Source organism: Pedobacter sp. HMWF019, assembly GCF_003061025.1.
Lineage (GTDB): Bacteria > Bacteroidota > Bacteroidia > Sphingobacteriales > Sphingobacteriaceae > Pedobacter.
This window is the reverse complement of record NZ_QAIL01000037.1, coordinates 22413-43279: the sequence shown is the minus strand read 5'-3', so window position 1 is coordinate 43279 and position 20867 is coordinate 22413. Positions and strand designations below refer to the sequence as shown.

The 20867-nt window shown below is 40.8% G+C and carries 14 protein-coding genes; 12 read left to right on the top strand and 2 right to left on the bottom strand.

Going from position 1 to position 20867, the window contains the following annotated elements:
* Position 1 precedes the first annotated feature (1 nt).
* From DBR11_RS02400 to DBR11_RS02370, 7 genes are all read left to right on the top strand, one after another.
* Positions 2–1465: a TSUP family transporter gene (locus DBR11_RS02400; protein ID WP_108550014.1), complete on the top strand. Its 1464-nt coding sequence runs from the start codon at positions 2–4 to the stop codon at positions 1463–1465.
* 4 nt (positions 1466–1469) lie between these two features.
* A complete protein-coding gene (locus DBR11_RS02395; protein ID WP_108550013.1) occupies positions 1470–2177 on the top strand; it encodes a phosphoadenylyl-sulfate reductase in 708 nt (235 codons plus the stop codon).
* 10 nt (positions 2178–2187) lie between these two features.
* Positions 2188–3093 (top strand): sulfate adenylyltransferase subunit CysD, encoded by a 906-nt coding sequence (cysD, locus tag DBR11_RS02390; protein WP_108550012.1) that lies wholly within the window; start codon positions 2188–2190, stop codon positions 3091–3093.
* Positions 3093–4343 (top strand): sulfate adenylyltransferase subunit 1, encoded by a 1251-nt coding sequence (locus tag DBR11_RS02385; RefSeq protein ID WP_108550011.1) that lies wholly within the window; start codon positions 3093–3095, stop codon positions 4341–4343. The genes cysD and DBR11_RS02385 overlap by 1 nt, the downstream gene beginning before the upstream one ends.
* A 356-nt stretch (positions 4344–4699) precedes the next feature.
* Positions 4700–5770, top strand: coding sequence for a hypothetical protein (locus DBR11_RS02380; RefSeq protein WP_108550010.1), 1071 nt, complete (start codon positions 4700–4702; stop codon positions 5768–5770).
* 352 nt (positions 5771–6122) lie between these two features.
* Positions 6123–7529, top strand: a complete 1407-nt coding sequence (locus DBR11_RS02375) for a glycogen synthase (RefSeq protein ID WP_108550009.1) — start codon at positions 6123–6125, stop codon at positions 7527–7529.
* An 11-nt stretch (positions 7530–7540) separates the two neighbouring features.
* Positions 7541–8812, top strand: coding sequence for a glucose-1-phosphate adenylyltransferase (locus DBR11_RS02370; protein ID WP_108550008.1), 1272 nt, complete (start codon positions 7541–7543; stop codon positions 8810–8812).
* Here the strand turns inward: DBR11_RS02370 and DBR11_RS02365 are convergent, their stop codons facing one another.
* Positions 8813–10168, bottom strand: a complete 1356-nt coding sequence (locus DBR11_RS02365) for a PAS domain-containing sensor histidine kinase (RefSeq protein ID WP_108550007.1) — start codon at positions 10166–10168, stop codon at positions 8813–8815.
* The gene (locus tag DBR11_RS02360) at positions 10168–11538 is read right to left on the bottom strand and encodes a sigma-54 dependent transcriptional regulator (RefSeq protein WP_108550044.1); all 1371 of its coding nucleotides are present in this window, start codon (positions 11536–11538) and stop codon (positions 10168–10170) included. The genes DBR11_RS02365 and DBR11_RS02360 overlap by 1 nt, the downstream gene beginning before the upstream one ends.
* Before the next feature lie 203 nt (positions 11539–11741).
* Between DBR11_RS02360 and DBR11_RS02355 the strand changes: the two genes are divergently transcribed.
* Genes DBR11_RS02355 through DBR11_RS02335 form a run of 5 tightly spaced genes read left to right on the top strand, consistent with a single transcriptional unit; the run spans position 11742 to position 20864 of the window.
* On the top strand, positions 11742–12986 hold the full coding sequence (locus DBR11_RS02355; RefSeq protein WP_108550006.1) for an efflux RND transporter periplasmic adaptor subunit: 1245 nt from the start codon (positions 11742–11744) through the stop codon (positions 12984–12986).
* Between the two features lie 51 nt (positions 12987–13037).
* On the top strand, positions 13038–13736 hold the full coding sequence (locus DBR11_RS02350) for an ABC transporter ATP-binding protein (RefSeq protein WP_108550005.1): 699 nt from the start codon (positions 13038–13040) through the stop codon (positions 13734–13736).
* Position 13737: 1 nt separating this feature from the next.
* Positions 13738–16101, top strand: a complete 2364-nt coding sequence (locus DBR11_RS02345; RefSeq protein ID WP_108550004.1) for an ABC transporter permease — start codon at positions 13738–13740, stop codon at positions 16099–16101.
* Between the two features lie 17 nt (positions 16102–16118).
* Positions 16119–18482 (top strand): ABC transporter permease, encoded by a 2364-nt coding sequence (locus DBR11_RS02340; protein WP_108550003.1) that lies wholly within the window; start codon positions 16119–16121, stop codon positions 18480–18482.
* Between the two features lie 18 nt (positions 18483–18500).
* Positions 18501–20864, top strand: a complete 2364-nt coding sequence (locus tag DBR11_RS02335) for an ABC transporter permease (protein WP_108550002.1) — start codon at positions 18501–18503, stop codon at positions 20862–20864.
* The last annotated feature ends 3 nt before the right edge of the window (positions 20865–20867 follow it).

The window sequence follows — 20867 nt, the reverse complement described above, 5'->3', positions numbered from 1 at the left end:
TTTGGAAGGCAACCAGTTATTTCCCGTTTTTATTAAGCTAGATACTTTACATACACTGGTAGTGGGCGGAGGGCCTGTTGGATTAGAAAAATTATCTGCACTACTGAACAACAGCCCTTCAGCAAAGATCACCTTGGTTGCTTTGGAAATTTTGCCCCAATTGAAAGAACTGGCAGCAAAATTTCCAAATATAAGCCTTACGCAGCGAGCCTTTGAACTTGGAGATCTGGACACGGCGGAACTGGTCATTGCTGCAACCAATAATGCAGATTTAAACGAGAAAATCCGTGCGGCAGCCAAGGAACGGAAGATTCTCGCCAATTTTGCAGATAAACCCGAGCTGTGTGATTTTTATCTTGGCTCCATTGTTAAAAAAGGAGACTTGAAAATTGCGATATCCACCAACGGAAAATCGCCAACGATTGCCAAAAGACTGAAAGAAACTTTAAATGATGGTTTACCCGACGAATTAAATATAACTCTTCAACAGATGCAGGAACTCAGAAATAAACTAGAAGGTGATTTTACAGATAAGGTTAAGAAGCTCAACAAAGTTACTTCCTTACTGGTCGAAGACCAGAAAAGCAAAGCGATGAAACTGAACTTTAAATGGCTGGTCTGGATCACTATTGTGCTGTCCATCTCTGTAGTCATTGCTGTTTTTTGGCATAAAGAACCAGAGTTTCAAACTTTCCTGCTCAACCTGAATCCTGTATTCTATTGGTTCTTGCTGGGTGGATTTGTTTTTGCGATGATTGATGGTGCAATAGGTATGTCGTATGGGGTAACCTCTACTTCTTTCTCTCTTGCAATGGGTATCCCACCTGCATCAGCCAGTATGGCGGTCCATTTATCAGAGATTCTGAGCAATGGAATTGCGGGCTGGATGCATTATCGTATGGGTAATGTGAATTGGAAACTGTTCCGTTTACTGATCATTCCTGGTATCCTGGGTGCAGTAGCGGGAGCTTATTTGTTGTCCTCACTGGAGCACTACAGCCAGTACACCAAACCGCTGGTTTCTATTTATACCTTGATTCTGGGCGGGGTGATCCTATCTAAAGCCTATAAAACCGGTAAGCCAACTGCAAAAGGAAAGATCAAGAAAATTTCTTTGCTGGGGCTGCTTGGTGGCTTTATTGATGCGGTAGGCGGAGGAGGCTGGGGCTCTATTGTTTTGTCCAGCTTAATTGCCGGAGGTAGAAATCCAAGATTTTCTTTAGGAACGGTAAAAATTACCCGTTTTTTTATAGCTTCGATGAGTTCTTTAACTTTTTTAACGATGTTGAACGGTGCCCACTGGGAAGCGGTTGCAGGCTTGGTTATCGGCAGCGCTTTGGCGGCACCTATTGCAGCGAGGGTGTCCAATAAGATCTCTGTGAAAACCATTATGGTAGCCGTAGGGATTATTGTGATTCTGGTGAGCCTGCGCAGCATCTTTGGTTTTATTTTAAAATTGTTTTAAGACAATGAATACCTATTTAGCAGATATCGCGAAAGACATACAGGGCCTGGACCCGGTGGCGTCACTTCAGTATTTTGCACAAAAATATCCCGGAGAAATTACCTTTTCAACCAGCTTTGGCTGGGAAGACCAGGTGATTACCGATTTAATTTTCAGAAATGATGTTCCAATAGAGGTGTTTACACTGGAAACCGGGAGATTGTTTCCGGAAACTTATTATGTTTGGAACCGTACCCTGGAGATTTATAAAAAGAAAATTCATGCCTACTTTCCACAAGCGGCGCCTTTGCAAGCTATGGTTGATCAGAAAGGGCCAAACAGCTTTTATGAATCTGTAGAAAACCGGAAAGAATGCTGTCATATCCGCAAGATAGAACCCTTAAAGCGGGCCTTAAACGGTAAAAAAATCTGGGTAACCGGGATTAGGGGAGAGCAATCTTTGAACCGTCATGATATGAGTAATATAGAATGGGATGAAGGCAATCAGTTGTTGAAGTTTCATCCTTTGTTCAACTGGACATTGGAAGAAGTAAAGGCTTATATTAAAGAAAACAACGTGGTATACAATACCTTGCACGATAAAGGTTTTCCCAGCATTGGCTGTGCACCTTGTACCCGTGCAGTAAGAGAAGGAGAAGATTTTCGTGCCGGAAGATGGTGGTGGGAAGATCAGTCAAAAAAAGAATGTGGTTTACATGCCACTCAACAATAAGAAATAAGATATGAGTAAGGTTAATTTAGATTATTTAGATGAGCTGGAAGCGGAGGCCATTCACATCTTACGTGAGGTAGCGGGTCAGTTTGAAAAACCAGCTTTATTATTTTCCGGAGGTAAGGATTCTATTACGCTGGTTCGTCTTGCTGAAAAGGCATTCCGGCCTGGAAAATTTCCTTTTCCACTGGTTCATATAGATACAGGCCACAATTTTGAAGAAACCATCACTTTTCGTGATCAGATGATTGATAGAATTGGTGAGAAACTGATTGTGGGTTATGTACAGGAATCCATTGATGAAGGGAAAGTGATTGAACAGACCGGTAAAAATGCCAGCAGAAATGCTTTGCAAACCGTGACTTTACTGGATACCATCGCTAAATACGGTTTTGATGCCTGTATTGGCGGAGCCAGGAGAGATGAAGAAAAAGCAAGAGCGAAAGAACGTATTTTTTCAGTTAGGGATGAGTTTGGGCAGTGGGATCCAAAACGTCAGCGCCCGGAACTTTGGAACATTTACAACGGAAGGATTCATAAAGGAGAGAATGTAAGGGTTTTTCCAATCAGCAACTGGACAGAGCTTGATGTATGGAATTACATTAAAAGAGAGAAAATGGAATTGCCTTCTATTTATTTCGCACACGAAAGGGATTGTATTACCAGAAATGGCCAGCTAATGGCTGCCTCTCCTTTTTTAAATATGGATGAGGAAGATATCGTTGAACGTAAAAAAGTACGTTTCCGTACAGTGGGTGACATGAGTTGTACTGCTGCGGTCAGTTCAGATGCGACTGAGCTGGATGATATTATCGCTGAAATCAGTGCATCTAAAATTAGTGAACGTGGTGCCAGAATGGATGATAAAGTATCGGAAGCCGCTATGGAAGACCGTAAGAAAGGAGGGTATTTTTAATGAACATATTAAAATTTTTTACAGCAGGTAGTGTTGATGATGGTAAAAGTACGCTGATTGGCCGCTTGTTATATGATACAGATTCTATCTTGGCCGATCAGCTGGAAGCGCTGCAGGCCAGTAACCGTAAAAATGATGACGGTACTATTGACCTGGCGATTTTAACAGATGGTTTAAGGGCGGAGCGGGAACAGGGTATCACTATAGATGTTGCTTATAAATATTTCCAGACGGAAAAGCGTAAATTTATTATCGCCGATACCCCTGGTCATATTCAGTATACGAGAAATATGGTTACCGGTGCTTCCACAGCGAAACTGGCGATCATCCTGATTGATGCCCGTAATGGCGTTGTGGAACAAACCATCCGGCATTCTTACCTGGTTTCTTTGCTGGGTATAGAACATGTAGTGGTGTGCCTAAACAAAATGGACATGGTAGGCTACAGTGAGACGGTATTTAATGCGATTACGGAGAAATATAAGGCTTTGGCGGCAGAACTTAACCTTAAGGAGGTGACCTTCATTCCGGTGAGTGCTTTGAAAGGGGATAACGTAGTCAATGAGTCTGAGCATATGCAATGGTATCAGGGTAGAAGTTTATTGCATTTTCTGGAGAGTGTGGATGTGGAAGATGCATTGCCTTATAACCTGGCCAGGATGCCTGTGCAATGGGTGATCCGCCCACAGACGGATGAATTACATGATTATCGTGGTTACGCTGGCCGTATTTTGAGTGGTTCTTTTAATGTTGATGATAAGGTAACGGTGTTGCCTTCCGGGCACAGTTCTGTGATTGACCGGATAGAGATCTTTGATCAAAGACCTGTAGAGGCTTTTGCAGGGCAGTCGGTTACGATTCACCTGAAAGATAATATTGACATCAGCAGGGGTGATGTATTGGTGAATTCTGATCATTTACCGCAAAGTTCGCAGGTGATTGAGGCAGATTTGTGCTGGATGGATGCGCGTCCGCTGGATGACAGTATTACGTATTTGCTGCAGCACAATAGTAAGATCACTAAATGTAAGATTAGGGAGATTGTATATAAAGTAGATATCAATACGCTTGCAAAACAGGATGCGCATGATTTTAAGCTGAACGATATTGGACGTGTGGTTTTGAAAACGGCTGATGAGTTGCCTTTTGACTTATATACCGAGAATAAGGCAAATGGTGCGGCGATATTGGTGGACAGCAGGACAAATCTGACCGTAGCTGCATTGATGTTTAGAAATGTAAGCTATTAAGTAAAAAATCGATATACTCTTCGGATACTACGCTTTCTGCGCGCCGCTTTGCGGCCTGCTTCGAAAGCTGAGGTCTCCTCTGAGTAATATCGATTTTTTCTGGGCGCTTAGCTGGGGGGAGAGTCCGGGCTGGGCGTATAGGAGTTGATACGTCTTACCCGGTCACCACCCTTCTCTGCAATTTGCTGCGGAAAATTTTCGTACGCTGCGGAAAGACCTCAGAGATCTGTCCGCTCCTTCAGCGGATCTGATATCGTTAGTCTTGAAGCAGCTGTACAGAATTTTCTGACATAATTCTCTTCCCTTCCTCGCTAAGCCAAAGAAATTTCTAATCTTTGTTTACCTAAGAAAACAATATGAATTTGAACATCTATCTACAAAGAGTGGGGATTGTATTGGCGTTTCTGACGCTTTCTGTGTCCGTTCAGGCGCAACATTTCAAGCTTAAAAAATTTAGTGAGGAAGACCTTGATTTTTTCCTTTTAACCGGGAAAACGTCTGCTGAAAAGCAAATCAATACTTTTTTGCATGGTGCTGAGCTGCACAGTCTGCCTGGTAAGTATAAGCAAAGTCCTTTTGAATCTATAAGGCCGGCTGCTGGCTCCAATCAGGGGGTAACCGGATTGAGGTATACTGTGCTGAATAATACCAGCCAGATCTTTTCGGTGGAGGTGAACGGAGAATACAGTTCGGCTTCTCTCAATGAATATGGACATGTCTATAATTTTGATGCTTCTACCGGAAAACTGATTAAATTCAGGGACTTGCTTACGGATGCTGGGTATGAAGCCATAAATAAGATGGTGATTTCCAATCGCAAGAAACGGTTGAGTGCTTATCTCAAAACCATGAAAGATGTTACCGGGGAGCATAAAGCTGTTTATACGACCTATTCAGAATGTCTCCGGGATATGGATGGGGATGAGCTCAACGACGATGACCTGAAATTCCAAAAGGAGGGCTTACTGCTCATCAGGAGGTCTTGTTCGGGGCAACATTATTTCCAGGCACTGGAAGACAAAGCAGATGTTTATAATAACCGCTTAACTGTAAAATCTCTGGAACCATATCTGAACGCTTATGTTAAATGCCTTTTACTGACCAAAAATGCGAACTGCAGTCCAGCTATTGCAAAAGGCTTTCATGAAGGGCTTTATACTGGAAAGATCAATCATCAATATGCGATTACTTTAGTGATTGACCGGATTTATAAAGACCGGATTTATGCCTCCTATTACTATGACAAGGTTGGAAAGGAGATCAACCTAAGGTGTAGTATGGAGAAAGGACAGTTAAAAATGAAAGAAGACAGTATGGATGGTAAGGAAAATACACCTGCCATTTTTCTGATTTCTCTGCCTTCTAATGGAAAGATGACCGGGACCTGGAGTAATGGAAAAAACACATACCCTGTAGAACTTCAATAAGCAAAGTACCCGGTCACCTCCTTCTTCTGCAATTTGCTACGGAAAATTCTCGTACGCTGCGAAAAGACCTCAGAGATCTGCGGCTTCTGCAGCCGCCTGATATCGTTAGTCTTGAAGTAGCTGTACAGAATTTTCCAACATAATTCACTTCCTTTCTTTTTTCTAAACGACTATAATTTTTTATTTTTTTCTGACGATCTGAACTTTACTTCTTCGTAAAACCCAACATACTTTCAGATGGTCTATTTTTCGAAATTAGATCAAATCGGGCTAAACAAAATTATTTTGGGCTAAATATTTGCTTTACGTATTCTAATCCCTAATTTGAGAGGGTTTTTGAAACTGTTAAATTATGGAGATTATACATGTAAGCGCCGAGTGTTATCCCGTTGCAAAGGTAGGGGGATTAGGAGATGTGGTTGGTGCTTTACCCAAATATCAGAATAAGCTTGGGCATTTTGCAAAAGTAGTGATGCCGGCCTACGAAACCCGGTTTATGCAGGAAAATGAATTTGAAGTGGTGTATGATGGCTGGGGTAAACTGGGCTTTCGTGATTTTACGGTACGAATATTCAGGGAAAAGACCAATAAACTCGGATTTGATCTTTTTCTTGTCCATATTGCCGGGCTGACAGACCGTCCTCAGGTGTATGGTTACGAAGATGATACGGAACGTTTCCTTGCCTTTCAGATAGCCATTTTAGACTGGATAGAACAATGGGAGCATCAGCCGGATGTTTTGCACTGCCATGACCATCATACGGGTCTAATTCCTTTTATGATGTCACACTGCGTGCGCTACAGGAAACTCAGCAGGGTACCCAGTGTATTGACTATTCACAATGCGCAATACCAGGGCCAATTCGGATGGGACAAGCTCCATTATATACCCGCATTTGATACCTGGAAATCTGGTCAGCTGGACTGGAAAGGTGCAATCAATCCACTTGCGGCTGCAATTAAATGTGCCTGGAGGGTAACTACTGTATCACCAAGCTATTTGGAGGAGATCCGTTACAATGCCAATGGCCTTGAAGAATTGCTTGCTCAGGAGCGTGGAAAATCAGTAGGTATCCTCAACGGAATTGATAATGAAGTTTGGGATCCGGCAAAAGATCCCATGTTGCATAAGAACTTTACTATAAAAACAGCGGAAAATGGAAAAGCAGCAAACAAAGAAGCGCTTTGCGATGTTTTTGGCTTGAATCCTACAAAACCCCTGTTTACTTTTATTGGCAGGCTGGTTGGGGAAAAGGGCGCAGATTTGTTGCCCGATATTTTTTACAATGCTTTAAATCATTTTGAAGGAGAGGTTAATATATTGGTTTTGGGTTCTGGCGATCCGCAGGTAGAAGGAAGATTAATGCATTTGAAAAATTTATTTCCAAAGAATTATAATGCCTATATAGGTTATAATGAGCAATTGTCTCATCAGATCTATGCGGGGGCAGATTTTCTGTTAATGCCTTCCAGAGTAGAACCTTGCGGGTTAAACCAAATGTATGCCCTGCGGTACGGTACTGTGCCTGTGGTGAGAAGAATTGGAGGATTAAAGGATACTGTTATTGATATTGGGGATGGTGGCTTTGGCATATGTCACGACCAGACCAGTATCTGGGATGTAGGCCATGCTATAGGAAGGGCTTATGAGCTTTATAAAGAGAAAACAAGGATGAAAGAGATCCGAAAATACATGATGCAGCTGGATCACTCCTGGGATAGGGCTGCACAACAATATATAGATTTATACCAAATGTAAAATTAAGAGTTATGACCGAAAAAGTTTTGGGTGTTATCCTTGGCGGTGGCCAGGGCTCCCGCTTGTCTCCGCTTACCCAAACCCGCTCCAAACCAGCGGTGCCTATTGCAGGTAAGTACCGTTTAGTTGATATTCCTATATCAAATTGTTTAAATTCGGGCATACACCGCATGTTTGTACTGACACAATTTAATTCGGCATCTTTAAACAAGCATATAAAGAATACCTATCACTTCAGTCATTTCAGTGATGCTTTTGTAGATATTCTGGCTGCAGAGCAAACACCAGAGAACCCAACCTGGTTCCAGGGTACGGCAGATGCGGTAAGGCAAACCATGCACCATTTGCTGAACCATGAATTTGAATATGTACTGATCCTTTCGGGAGACCAGTTGTACCAGATGGACTTTAATGAAATGCTGGAGGCACACATTAAAAGTGAGGCAGAGATTTCGCTTGCAACAATTCCGGTAAATGCAAAGGATGCAACAGATTTTGGGATATTGAAAGCCAATGAAGAGAATATTATCACCTCTTTTATAGAAAAACCAGCTGCGGAATTATTGAAAGACTGGTCATCAGATACCGGTGAGGCGATGCATGCAGAAGGAAGGGACTTCCTGGCTTCTATGGGTATTTATATTTTTAATAAGGACCTGCTGATCAAGATTTTTGCGGAGAATCCGGATGAGAAAGATTTTGGGAAGGAGATTATTCCGCGTGTAATCGAAGAACATCGGGTGCTGAGCTTTCAGTATGAGGGATACTGGACGGATATTGGTAATATTTCCTCTTTCTTTGAGGCTAATCTTGGTCTGACAGACGATATTCCCAAGTTTAATTTGTTTGACAGTCAGCACAGTATTTTTACCCGTCCGCGGATGCTTCCACCATCTAAAATTTTAGGAACAACATTGGATAAGGCAGTGATTGCCGAGGGATGTATCCTGCAGGCAGACGATATTAAGCATACTGTAATTGGCATCCGTTCAAGGATAGGAAAGGGAACTAAAGTAGAACATGCCTATATTATGGGCAGTGACCGGTACCAGACCCTGGAAGAGATCCAGGAGGAAACCGATCGTGGTCATCCATTGATTGGTATTGGAGAAAGATGTGTAATTTCCAATGCGATCCTGGATAAAAACTGCAAGATCGGTAATGATGTCCAGATTATAGGCGGTGTGCACCTTGCAAACGGTGATTTTGGTACTTATGCTGTTAAGGATGGTATCGTCGTTATAAAAAAGGGCGCAATTATTCCAAATGGCACTAAAATTTAATTATTGATATTTAAACACCAGCGAGAAAACAGTCTTTTCGAAAGGAATGGAATTGACTTCCAAACTTCCCTGGTGCATTTTCATAATGTTTCGGGTAATGGTTAATCCAATACCCGAACCATTTTTCCTCGTGGTAAAGAAGGGTACAAATATTTTATCGATCAGTTCGGGATCTACACCTTTACCGTTGTCCGATACATCCAGGAAAAGTCGATTCTGTTCTAAACGGTAATTGATTTCAATCACCGGATGTTCACAGCCTTCAACAGCATGAATACTATTGGTCACCAGGTTAATTAAGGCTTGTTCTATAAGTTTAAGGTCTAGTTTGATGGTTATTTTTGAAGAGGTTTGTTCAATTTTTAGCTGGATATTCTTGCCGGAAGCAAAAGGCTGCATCAGAACTTTAATGTGTTGAAGAATCTCGCCAATGGTATGGCTCTGCAGGTCAGGAGTGGGTAATTCTGCAATTAAGCGGTAGTCTTTAACGAAGTCAAGGAGTCCTTCGGACCTTCTTTTTATGGTTTGTAATGCAGGTTTCAGATCTTCCAGATCTTCAGCATCCAGGGTTTCTTTATTAGCTACCATACGGTGAACCGTATCTGATAAGGAACTGATGGGGGTTATGGAATTTAAGATTTCGTGGGAAATTACGCCAATAAGCCGGTTCCAGGCTTCGGCTTCTTTCTGCTCTATTTCATCTTTAATGTTCTGGAAGCAGATAATGATATAATCTGTGTGGTACAAGTTCAATGGAATCACCTCTGTTGACAGTTGTGTCAGTTTATCCTGTATCTTCAGCTCTATAAACTTTTTTCCACCTTCCTTTATATTGTTGATTTCTGTAGTGAAAAAGGGGAGGTGTTTCTTTAAGCGGTGCCAGTACTTATAGGCGGGCACCTGTAAAAGGTTTGTTGCGGCCATGTTGAAGAAAACAATTTCCGATTGCATTGTATCTATTTCTTTATCTTTAACTACAATAACACCGACTGGAACTTGCTCCAGGATGGTTTTAATCAGCTGGAACATGGAATCCTTTTCCAGGTGGATGTCTTTGTGGATTTTAATGATATCGTTGAATGATTCATACAGTTCAGGAAAACTGCCCCGGGTCACTTTGTTTTTAAAGTTAATGGTATTGTCCTGCATCTTAACCGCCAGAATGAAGCGTTTTATGTCTTCCCTCATTTGGTTAATATAATAGTAAAGGGAAATGATGCTGGTTAGAAGAATAAGGCCAATACCTGAAATGGTGAACCAGAGTTCTGTATTTTTGATGAGATAAACCAGGAGTATGGCCAGCATATTGATAAACAATAGCCGGATGAGCAGCTGGAAGGTGAAGCTTTTAAACATTACAGGTCAAATTTTTCTATGCGTCTATATAAAGCTGCACGGGTTAGTCCGAGTTCTGATGCCGCTCTGGAGATATTGCCTTTGTGTTTATCTATGGCTTTCTGGACCATGAGTTTTTCCATGTCTTCCAGGGCCATGTCCGTTTGCATGACGGGGGTACCTCCAAATTTCTGCGGACTGAGCTGCAGATCGTCTGTGCTGATGTGCAGACCGTCGGACATGATCACTGCCCTTTCAATGACGTGTTGCAGTTCGCGTACATTTCCTGGCCACTGGTAACTTAACAGCATCTGTTCTGCTTTGGTGTCAAATTTTTGAAGGTTCTTGTGGTATTTTACATTGAAACTCTGCAGAAAATGTTCGGCGAGCAGCAAAATATCATCTCCGCGATGAGAAAGTGGTGGCAAGACCAGTTCTACAGTATTAATTCTGAATAAGAGATCCTGTCGGAAAGTACCTTTACCGACCATTTCATTTAAAGGCATATTGGTCGCGGTAATTAAACGTACATTAATTTTTCTTTCCTTGCTTTCTCCTAATCGGTTTACCGTTCTGTTTTGAATTACACTGAGGAGTTTGGCTTGCAGGGGCAAGGTTAGGTTTCCAATTTCATCGAGAAAAATGGTGCCACCTTCAGCCAGCTCGAAACGGCCGGGTTTGTCTTCTTTGGCATCTGTAAAAGCACCCTTTGCATAACCAAAAAGTTCGCTCTCAAAAAGGTTCTCATTCAAAGAGCCCAGATCTACGTGCATAAAGATATTGTTTTTACGCAATGAGTGTTTATGCAGCTCATAGGCAAAGACTTGTTTTCCAGTTCCGTTTTCTCCAAGGATCAGCACATTGGCGTCCGTTGGGGCTACTTTAACCAGCGTACCCTGCAGGCGTTTAACGGGCTCAGAGTTGCCAACGATATGTTCAAAAGCCCGCGCCATGTCTTTCTGCATGGAACTGTGGATTTTCTCCAGTTTTTTTACTTTTTTGGTAGATTGTCTTAACCTGGAGGCCGAAGATAAGGTTGCGAAAAGCTTGTCGTTTTCCCAGGGTTTGAGGATAAAATCTGTGGCTCCTTTTTTTATGGCCTGAACCGCCAGTTCGACATTACCATAGGCGGTCATTAAGATGACCACATAATCTTTGTCTATAGAGAGAATATGTTCTAGCCAGTATAAACCTTCACGGCCATCACTTGCCCCTTTCTGGTAATTCATGTCGAGCAGAATGATGTCAATTTCGTTCCGGCTCAGCAATACATTAATTTCTTTGGGTGATTTACAGATGATCACTTGTTTAAAATGCTGCTTCAGGAAAAGTTTGGCACTGAGCAGGATGTCGTCATCATCATCTATCACTAAAACGTTGGCATCTATCATTTTCAGGAAATTAATTATGGTTATATTTTGGTTTAATGTGATCAAAAATACATAAAGTGTTCGATGATGTACAATAACTGTTCGCTTATGAACAGTTATAAGGTGGTATTGATTTTAACTTGTTGATAATTAGTGATATAATTATTGTTTTTTGCTTTGGCATACCCTTGGCTAATCTCCGGACAATAAGGTGATAGATCAACATGGACAAGAAAATAGAGAAAAAGAGATTCAATAAAAAAACGATACTGATGATGGTTGGCGGCCTTGTATTTTTAGGCCTGGTGGCTTATGGATACAGTTTGTCGCTTCATAAAGTATATAAAGCAGATGCAGATAAAATTACAATCAGTAAGGTTATTTACGGAGATTTTGAAGATGTGGCCTTATTAAATGCGAGTGTGGTACCTCTGACTTCGGTGATCGTAAGTTCTTCTGAAGGCGGAACGGTAGCAGAGATTTTTACCGAAAATGGTGCTTCTGTGGCAAAAGGAACACCCTTGTTAAGGATAGCAAATCCTAATGCGCTTTCCAATTACACCAGCAGTGAAACCAGTATTACGGAACAGATCAATCAATTGCGGAAGGTAAGACTGGATCTGGAACAGAACCAGCGGGTGATGAGCCAGGATATGATGGTCATTGAAAACAGTTTAAGATCGGCGACAAGAAAATATAAAACAGATAGTATTTTGTATGCTAAAAAGATCATCACCAGAGAAGAATTCAGTGCTTCCAGCCAGGACTATGAATATTATATGGGACGTAAAGATATCCTGAAACAGGCTATAAAACAGGAAAATCAAAGTCGGGTGATGCAGTTGAAGCAAATTGATGTTTCAGTGACAAGAATGAACGAGAGTTTGGAAACCATTCGTCAGAATATTGAAAACATGACTATAAAAGCACCTGTGGCTGGAAGGTTGTCTTCTTATGATCCTGTGATTGGAAAATCCTATAACTCCAATGAAATGTTAGGAAAGATTGATGTGATGCAGGGCTATAAGCTGCAGGCTGGGGTAGACGAGTACTACATTAACCGGGTAAAAGAAGGCCAGAAGGCGACTTGTGAATTTGATGGAAAGACCTATCAGCTTTCGGTAAGGAAAGTGATTCCTGAAGTAACTGCCGGACAATTCCAGATAGAATTGGTATTTGAAGGTAAATCGCCGGATGAATTGAGAAGAGGCTTATCTTTACAGGTAAAGCTCACCTTATCTGACAACAGTAAATCTTTGTTGCTGGCACAAGGACAGTTCTTTCAGAGTACAGGGGGCAGTTGGGTGTTTGTGGTCAAAGATGGACAGGCGACCAAAAGAAATATAAAAGTGGGCCGTAAGAATTTTAAATATTATGAAGTTATGGAAGGCTTGCAGAAAGACGAGGAGGTGATTACTTCTTCTTACGATCAATATAATCAATACGATATTATTCAAATTAATAAATAAAAATACAGTGCTGAACACTGCTTTATCTCAAAACGCTATTAAACGAAAGCTATGATAAGAATTGAAAACCTCGAAAAAGTTTATAAAACTGAAGAAATTGAAACGACTGCATTAAACGGAATCAACCTGCATGTTAAAGAGGGGGAATTCGTTTCTATCATGGGACCATCGGGCTGCGGTAAATCTACTTTGTTAAATGTAATGGGGTTACTAGATAAACCAGAAAGCGGAAGTTACAAGTTTATGGAAACAGAATTACTGAAGCTGAATGATCGGGAACGTTCTAACTTCAGGAAGAAACATATGGGGTTTGTTTTTCAGAATTTCAACCTGATCGATGAACTTACGGTTTTTGAAAATATTGAGTTGCCGCTTATTTATAATAAAATTCCAGCTGCAGAGCGTAAAAAACTGGTTAATGAGATCATTGAACGAATGAATATTGTGAACCGGAGCGGTCACTTTCCACAGCAGCTTTCCGGGGGACAGCAGCAACGTGTAGCGGTGGCCAGGGCCCTGGTCACCAAACCAAAACTGGTACTGGCGGATGAGCCTACGGGTAACCTGGACAGTTCTCATGGTAACGAGGTGATGGAGCTTTTATGTGAGTTGAACGAAACGGGAACTACGATTGTGATGGTGACCCACTCTTCGCATGATGCGAGTTTTTCCAACCGGATCATCAACCTGAAAGATGGCCATGTGATCTCTGAAAAAATCAATAAAGGACGTACTGAAGAATTGATATAAGATGTTTAAACTGAATTTGAGCATAGCCCTTCGAAGCTTATGGAAGCATAAAGGATATACCCTGATCAATGTGGGCGGCCTGGCCATTGGATTGGCCAGCTGTATGTTGTTGTTGCTTTATGTAGCTTATGAATGGGGCTATGACAAGCAGTTTTCCAATTACAAAACTACTTATGTGACCTACAATAACCAAACTGCAAATGGAACGATTCTTAGCTTTAATGCCACCCCGGGCGTATTGGCCGAGGCGGTTAAAGCAGAGATTCCGGGGGTAGAGCATGCGGTACATGTGTCTTATCCTGATGAAAGATTGCTCACCTATAACCGGAATAGTTTTAAAAAGACGGCTTTGTTTACCGGGCCAGATTTTTTTAAAATATTTGACTTCAAGGTACTGAAAGGAAATCCTGCTGCGCTGTTAAAAAATCCGGATGGGGTGGTGCTTTCTCAGTCTATGGCTAAGGCATTGTTTGGAAATGAAGACCCGGTTAATAAAATTATTAAACTGGACAATACAGAGGTTTTAAAGGTGGAAGGTGTGGTGGCTGATGCTCCAAAAAACTGCAGTATCAGTTTTGATTATTTGCTCAGCTGGACCATGTTTGAAAAAATCAATCCCTGGGCAAAGGGAAATATATGGGGCAGTAACTTTTGTACGACCTTTGTTCAGCTAAAAGACAATAGCTTTTTTGACAAAGCCAATACACAGATCCATGGGATGATCAAGGCTAAAGAAAAAGGTAGTAATGGAGAGCCTTTTCTCCATCCCTTATCCAGGTGGCATTTGTACAGTACTTTTGAAGGCGGAAAATCTGTGGGTGGAAAAATACAGCAGCTGCAGATCTTTTTTATGCTGGCTTTCTGTATATTACTTATTGCCTGTGTGAATTTTATGAACTTGTCTACGGCCAGGTCTGAAAAGAGGTCTAAGGAAGTTGGGGTACGTAAAGCCATTGGTTCTTCACGGAAAGATCTGATCCGACAGTTTTTGATGGAGTCTGTATTACTTTCTTTGATTAGCATGGTATTCGCCTTTATCTTGCTGGAAATTGCATTGCCTTATTTTAACGGCCTGCTTGGAATAACTCTTGTGATTGAATACAGTTCCTGGCAGTTCTGGACGGTTCTGCTTTTGCTGGCCTTGTTTACCGGGGTTATAGCGGGCAGTTATCCGGCTTTTTATCTATCTTCTTTTGATCCGATAAAGGTTTTAAAGGGTTTTACTTTACCTGGAAATTCTTCTTTATCTATACGGAAATTGCTGGTGGTCTTTCAGTTTGTATTTGCTGCTTGCCTGATCATTTGTATTACAGTTATTTATCAGCAACTCAATTATATTAAGAACAAGCCAATTGGCTACGATAAAAACAACCTGATTGAGATTCCGGTTCAGGGGAACCTGAAGGATGCAGGTAAATTTCAAGTGCTTAAAGCTGAGCTGTTGAAATCCGGGTATGTGAGTGGGGTAACTTATTCTTCCAGAACGATTACAGGTGGGGGAAACAACGGTTATGGGGTATCATGGCCGGGAAAGAATCCGGAAGAAAAAATATTGGTGAACTATAGGAATACAGGTTATGATATGATCAAAACAGCAGGAATGGAATTGACTGCCGGACGGGATTTTTCTATAAGTCATGCGGATTCGACTAGTGTAATTATCAATGAAACATTGGCTAAAATTATGGGCATAAAGGAGCCTGTCGGAGCGAAGATTACCTGGGACGATACTCCGGTGACTATTATTGGTGTGGTGAAGGATTATGTGTTTGAATCTCCTTATCAAAAAACCAGTGCACTGATCATGTCTCACACTAAATATATTGGATCGGCGATGCTGATCAGGGTGTCGCCAGATCAGAACCTGAGTAAAGCCGTTCAGTTTATTGAAGATAAAATCAAGACATTGAATCCGGAGTATCCTGTAGATAGGCATTTTGTAAATGAGGATTTTGAAATGAAATTCCAGAATGAAAAACTTCTGGGTACGATATCGAACTGGTTTGGAGGCTTTGCTATATTTATCTCCTGCCTGGGTTTATTGGGCCTGGCTCTGTATATGGCTGAACAGCGGAAAAGAGAGATCAGTATCCGGAAAGTGCTTGGGGCAGATTCTCTTAATATCCTGATTCTGCTGAATGCTGATTTCATTAAACTGGTTCTTATTGCAAACCTGATTGCTTTTCCGCTGGGTTATGTAATTGTGAATAAATGGCTTTCTGGTTACGACTTCAGGATTGGTCTATCTGTTCTTCCTTTTGCAGTGGCCTTTCTGTTGTCCATGTTGATTGCGCTGCTTACGGTCAGCATACAGTCGTTTAAAGTAGCAAAAGCGAATCCGGTGGATGCACTTAAATACGAATAACCCAAAAATAACCTCCTATGTTTAAACTGAATTTGAAAATCGCTTTGCGAAACCTCTGGAAAAATAAAGGTTATACCTTCATCAATGTGGGTGGTTTGGCTATCGGATTGGCCAGTTGCATGGTACTGCTGCTTTATGTAGCTTATGAATGGGGCTATGATAAACAGTTTAAAAATTACGATAAGACCTATATTGCTTATCATAATTCTAAAACAGCAGTAAAGACGTTTACCTGGGCGGGTACGCCTGGAGTGATGGCAAAGGAGGTCCGAAGTAAAGTTCCGGGTATAACCTATGTGTCCCGATCTTCTTTCCCAAGCCCGCAGCTGGTGAGCTATAACGAAAACAGGTTTAAAAAAGATGCAGTGTATGCTGATCCTGAATTTCTTAAGATCCTAGACTATAAATTTATTAAGGGAAATCCAGATAAAGTACTGAAGGACATTAATTCTATTATTTTAACAGAAACGATGGCCAGAAATTTATTTGGAAATGAAGATCCGCTTAATAAGACTGTAAAGTTAGATGGCAAGTATGTATTAAATGTAGAAGCCGTTATTGCAGATGTACCAAAAAACAGCAGTTTTCAATTTGATTACCTGATGCCATGGGATCTTTTTGCAGAGCAAAATCCCTGGGTTAAAACTTCCGACTGGGGAAATAATTTTTGTACGACCCTGATTCAGTTAAAAAACAATGCATCTTTTGCTACTGCAAATGGCCTGATGGAGAAAATGTATCAGAATCATGATCCATCAACTACTGATATTTCCTTTTTGCATCCTTTATCCAGATACCATTTATACAGCACCTTCGAAAATGGTAAATCAGTTGGGGGTAAGATAGACCAGATCAAAATTTTCTTTATCCTGGCTTTTTGTATTTTGCTCATTGCCTGCGTGAATTTTATGAACCTTTCTACCGCCAGGTCTGAAAAAAGAGCAAGGGAGGTAGGTGTTCGAAAAGCTATCGGTTCTTCCAGGAAATCGCTGATCAGCCAGTTTATGCTGGAGTCAGTTTTACTTGCCTTACTAGGTATGATTGTGGCTTTTGTTTTAATAGAACTGTGTCTGCCGTATTTTAATAATCTGTTAAATATCCAGCTGACCGTCAACTATGGGGAATGGAAGTTTTGGGCAACTTTATTGGGCTTAACACTTGTTACAGGTTGCATTGCAGGAAGCTATCCTGCTTTTTACCTTTCTTCTTTTGAACCGGTTAAAGTTTTAAAAGGTTTCAGTATGGCTGGAAATTCCTCGCTTTCCGTAAGGAGGGTCCTGGTTGTTTTTCAATTTGTATTTGCAGCTTGTTTAATTGTTTGCACATCGGTGATTTATCAGCAGCTGAATTTTATAAAGAATAAACCAGTTGGATACGATCAAAATGGATTGATAGAAATACCGATCCAGGGGAATCTTAAACGCCCTGAAAAATTAGCATTGCTGAAAGAGCAATTGCTTAAGACAGGTGCCGTTACGCATGTAACGTATTTTAGCAACAGTTTAAATAGTGGCGGTAACAATACTTTTGGGGTAGAATGGCCAGGGAAAAATCCAAATGAAAATGTGTTGTTCAACTTTAGAGATGCCGGGGCTGATTTGACGGAAACTTTGGGTTCTCAAATGGTGGCTGGTAAGGAATTTTTAGAAAACCAGCGGGATTCTACAAAAGTGATTGTGAATGAGGCTGCAGTAAAGGTGATGGGATTGAAAGAGCCTTTGGGTACCGTTATTACCAGGTGGGATAGAAAGGTGACCATTATTGGGGTGATGAAGGATTTTGTGATGGAGTCACCGTATCAGGGAGCGGCGGCTATGATTATTGGAGATGATATAAATAATCTTGCGTATGTGACGATGAGATTAAACCCGGCGCGGAACATTTCTGCTTCTGTTGACGAGATTGATGGTGTGGTAAAAAGAATTAACCCTGATTTTCCTGTAGACCGGCATTTTATCAATGATGATTTTGAACAAAAATTTCAGAACGAGCAGTTATTGGGTACTTTGTCTAATTGGTTTGGTGGTTTTGCCATCTTTATTTCCTGTCTGGGATTGCTGGGGCTGGCCTTGTTTATGGCAGAACAGCGGAAAAAGGAGATCAGTATCCGTAAGGTTCTTGGTGCCAGTACAGTCAATATCCTGACTTTGCTGAATAAAGATTTTATTAAATTGGTGGCTATTGCCAACTTAATTGCTTTTCCATTGGCGTATATCATCATTAACAAATGGTTGTCTGGTTATGAGTTTAGGGTGGCGATATCCATTCTGCCTTTTGTCATTGCCATTGGCCTGTCTTTGATCATTGCGGTAATCACGGTAAGTGTGCAGTCTGTAAAAGTTGCGAAATCCAATCCTATAGATGCGCTTAAATATGAGTAGTTTTTAAACAAGAAGAAGATGTTTAAACTGAATTTGAAAATCGCTTTGCGGAACCTTTGGAAAAACAAGGCGTTCACAGCAATTAATGTAGGTGGCCTAGCCATTGGTATTGCCAGTTGTATGGTCTTGTTGCTCTATGTTGCTTATGAGTGGGGCTACGATAAGCAATTCAGTAATTATGAAAAAACTTATGTGGTATACCATAATATGGACGCCAATGGCGAAATTTCAAGCTGGCCATGGACACCAGTCCCGATGGCAAGGGAAATCAGGGATAAAATAGCTGGTGTGGCTTATTCGTCTCATTCCACTTACCCGGAAAATATATTGATCGGTTATAAACATAATAACTTTAAAAAGATGGCTTTGTTTGCCGAGCCTTCCTTCTTGAAAATATTGGATTACAAATTTATTAGGGGAAGTGCTGCTGGTGCTTTAAAGGATGTCAATACGGTAATCTTAACGGAAACATTGGCAAAGAGTTTATTTGGTAATGAAGATCCCATCAATAAAACGGTGAAGTTAGGAGATAAGGATGGTTTAAAAGTAGAAGGTATTATTGAAGACATTCCTCAAAACAACAGTTTTCGTTTTGACTATTTACTGCCCTGGGCTTTGAAAGAAAGGCAAAATCCATGGCTAAAAGAACTGAACTGGAAATCCAATAATGGTTTGACTATTATACAGTTAAAGGATAACAGTTTTTTTGATCAGGTAAGCCGGGAAATGAAAGGAATCTATAAGCGAAACAGAAAAGTTTCTACCAGTGAAGCCTTTTTGCAGCCACTGGCAAAGTTGCATTTATATGATAAATTCGAAAACGGAAAACCTATAGGTGGTAAGATTGAGCAACTCCGGATTTTTCTGGTTTTGGCATTTTGTATTTTGTTGATTGCCTGTGTAAATTTTATGAACCTTTCTACAGCCAGATCTGAAAAAAGATCGAGAGAGGTGGGCGTGCGTAAGGCGATAGGTTCTTCCAGAAATTCTTTAATCGGACAGTTTATGCTGGAGTCAATACTTCTTGCCATTATAGGTATGGGAGTGGCGTTTATGCTGATTGAATTGGTTCTGCCATATTTTAATGGCCTGCTCCATATTCATCTTGCCATTGCCTATAAGGATTGGCGGTTTTGGAGCACGCTGTTGGGTTTATCTCTGTTAACCGGTTTTATTGCTGGAAGTTATCCTGCGTTTTATCTTTCTTCATTTGAAGCGGTAAAGGTATTAAAAGGTTTGAACAAGACTGGAAATTCCTCATTTTCTATCCGAAAGGTATTGGTGGTTTTTCAATTTGTATTTGCTTCCTGTTTAATTATTTGTACCTCGGTGATTTATTTGCAGTTAAATTACGTGAAAAATAAGCCTATTGGATACAATAGGATAGGGCTGATGGAAATTCCCATCCAGGGAAATTTACAAACGCAGTCCCAATTGTTGCTGGTGAGAGAACAGCTCCTTAAATCCGGAGCCGTTACCGATGTAACCTATTTTAGTCAGCCATTAAATGAACTCGCGAATAATACAACTGATTTCAGCTGGCCTGGTAAAAATCCGAACGAGATGATCTTGATTAATGATCGGTATTCGGGATATGATTTTAGTAAAACGACAGGGACGAAAATTTTGGCGGGAAGAGATTTTTCGCCCCGGTTTGCAGATTCGACGTCTATTCTTGTAAATGAAGCTGCGGTAAAAACGATGGGGTTAAAACAACCTGTAGGGGCAATGATCAGATATGTGAATAAACCTTATACTATAATTGGGGTAATGGAGGATTTTGTTACAGAATCACCTTATAAAAGAGTTGATCCCATGGCCATATTTTACCAGATGGGAAGGGTAAGTTCTATTATTGTCCGGTTAAACCCTGGTGACAATATAAGCAGTTCTATTGGGAAGATTGATGAGATTTTTAAAAAGATAAGTCCGGATTTTCCTGTAGAACGGCGATTTGTGAGCGATGATTTTGAGGATAAGTTTCAGAGTGAAAAGTTGTTAGGTACTTTGTCTAATTGGTTTGGCGGTTTTTCAGTTTTCATCTCTTGTTTGGGTTTATTGGGCCTTTCCTTATTCATTGCAGAACAAAGAAAGAAAGAAATCAGTATCCGTAAAATTTTGGGAGCCAGCACCATAAATATTATGGTATTACTAAATAAAGATTTTGTTAAACTCGTAGTGATCGCCAATTTAGTTGCGTTTCCATTGGCCTATGTTATGATTAATAAATGGTTGTCTGGTTATGAATTCAGGATTACGATCTCCATCCTTCCATTTGCCATTGCTATTGGGCTTTCGCTAATGATCGCGCTACTTACTGTAGGTATGCAATCGGTGAAAGTTGTAAAATCTAACCCGGTAGATACCTTGAAATATGAATAATAC